The following is a 2,281-nucleotide window of genomic DNA, read 5'->3' as shown; positions in this document are numbered from 1 at the left end:
CTTGCCGCCTGCGCCGGGCGCGGGGATCGGCTCGGGGCGGATGTGGCGCGCGAGGACGTGCTGTATTTCGGCACGGCCAGACCGCATGGAGTGATCGGTGTCGCGGAGTGGGAGACATTCGCGCGGGAGGTGATCACGCCGCGTTTTCCCCAGGGATTGACGGTCTGGAAGGCCCAGGGACAATGGCGGGGCGAGACCGGAGCCATCGTGCGCGAGGACAGCTATGTGCTGACCCTGATCCATCCGGGTACGCCCGAGACCGAGCGGGCCATCAAGGAGATTATTGAACTGTACAAGAGCCGGTTCGAGCAGGAATCCGTGATGCGGGTGGAATCGGCGGTGCGGGTGTCCTTCTAGGGCGCGGGAAACGGAGCTGCCGCCACGTCCATGACGCGGCGGCGGTCGCGTTCAGGCTATTCCACGTCCCATTGCGGGCCTTGGGCCGTGTCCTGGATGGTCACGCCCAGGGCCAGAAGCTCGTCGCGGATGGCGTCGGAGCGCGCGAAATCCTTGGTGGCGCGGGCTTCCTGGCGTTCGGCCAGTTTGGCCTCGATCACGGCCGTGTCGATCTTGCGGCGTTTGACACGGCTGTCCTTGAGCTGGGCCAGGAAGTCGGCGCTGGCCATCTGAAAAAGGCCCAGCACCTCGCCCCAGCGTTCGAAGAGCTTGAGGGCGTGGCGGACCAGATCGCGGCCGGCTTCGGATTTTTTGAGCGCCTTGTCTTCCAGGATGCGATTGACGATTTTCATGAGCACGAAGACATGGCCCAGGGCCGCGGCCGTGTTCATGTCGTCGGCCATGGCTTCGTCCCATTTGGCCTCAAGGGCCGTGGACTCGACCACGATTTCGGCCGGCAGGGGCGTGGCGCTCCATTTTTCTCCGGCCACGTGGGCCTCGGCCGCGGCCTTGGTCAGGTAGATGCGCTTCAGGGCGCGCTCGGTTTCTTCCAGGGCGTCTGTCGTATAGTCCAGGGGACTTCTGTAGTGCTTGGTGATCAGGAAGAAGCGCAACACCTCTGGGAGATAATTGTCCAGAATGTCGCGGATGGTCACGAAATTGTTCAAGGACTTGGACATTTTTTCCGAATTGATCTGCACGAAGCCGTTGTGCACCCAGTAGCGCACGAATTGTTTGTCCGTGGCCGCCTCGGTCTGGGCGCGTTCGTTTTCGTGATGCGGGAAGGCCAGATCCTGGCCGCCGCCGTGGATGTCAAACGGCAGGGGCAGATAGCGTTCGCTCATGGCCGAGCATTCGATGTGCCAGCCCGGACGGCCCGGTCCCCAGGGGCTCGGCCAGGACGGTTCGCCCGGCTTGGCGCCCTTCCAGAGGGCGAAGTCCAGCGGGTCTTCCTTTTCCTCGCCCGGTTCGATGCGCGCTCCGGACATGAGGTCCTCGATGTTGCGACCCGAGAGTTGGCCGTATTTGTCGTAGGAGCGCACCCGGAAATAGACGTCGCCGCTCGGGGTCGCGTAGGCGTGGCCCTTGGCGATGAGGTTTTCGCAGAGCTGGATCATTTCCGCGATGTGTTCCGTGGCCTTGGGTTCGATATCGGCCCGCAGGATGCCGAGGCGGTCCATGTCTTCGTAGAAGGCGTCGATGTAGGTCTGGGCGATGGCCTCGGAGGTGGTCCCCTCGCGATTGGCGCGGTTGATGATCTTGTCGTCCACGTCGGTGAAGTTGCGGACAAAGGTCACATCAAGGCCGATGTAGCGCAGATAGCGCACCAAGACGTCGAAAACCACGGCCGAACGGGCGTGACCGATGTGGCAGTAGTCGTAGGCGGTGATGCCGCAGACATACATGGACACCTTTCCCGGAGTCAGGGGAACGAATTCTTCTTTTTTCCTGGTGAAGCTGTTGAAAATTTGCATGCTTAGTCCTTGTGGTTGCATTGGGGAAATATGCCCGCCGCCGTTTGGAGGCGATGCCTGATCCGGCCGGCCGGAAGCAGGGTCAGCAGGGCGGCCAGCTCCGGGCCGGAATCGGTTCCGGTCAGGGCCAGGCGGATGGGATGGTAGAGTTCTTTGCCCTTGACCCGGGCGGCCTCGCCAGTGTGTCGAAGCGCGGCGTTGACGGCTGTTTTGTCCAGACGGGTCGCGGGGTCGTGCTCGGCCAGGGCCTGGTCCAGGGCCGCGAGCACCGGCAGGCTGGAGGCCAGTTCGCGCAGGGCCTCGGGGGAAAAACGCACCGCGTCCGAGGTGAAGTGCGGCAGCAGGTCGCGCAGTTCTCCCAGGCTGGCCGCGTTTTCGCGGAGGCTGGCCGCGAGGTCGCCCTTGGTCGT

The 2,281-nt window shown here is 63.6% G+C and carries 2 protein-coding genes; one reads left to right on the top strand and one right to left on the bottom strand.

Going from position 1 to position 2,281, the window contains the following annotated elements; all coding sequences use genetic code 11:
* Positions 1-357, top strand: a 357-nt coding sequence (locus EOL86_13905) for a DUF3574 domain-containing protein (GenBank protein ID NCD26669.1), incomplete at its 5' end; no start/stop codon positions are given.
* Positions 358-413: 56 nt separating this feature from the next.
* Here EOL86_13905 and EOL86_13900 read toward each other — a convergent pair.
* The gene (locus EOL86_13900; GenBank protein NCD26668.1) at positions 414-1,871 is read right to left on the bottom strand and encodes a cysteine--tRNA ligase; all 1,458 of its coding nucleotides are present in this window, start codon (positions 1,869-1,871) and stop codon (positions 414-416) included.
* Positions 1,872-2,281: the final 410 nt, after the last annotated feature.

This window comes from Deltaproteobacteria bacterium, assembly GCA_009930495.1.
Taxonomy (GTDB): Bacteria; Desulfobacterota; Desulfovibrionia; order Desulfovibrionales; family Desulfomicrobiaceae; genus Desulfomicrobium.
The sequence above is the reverse complement of the archived record's forward strand: the minus strand, read 5'-3'. Positions and strand labels throughout refer to the sequence as shown.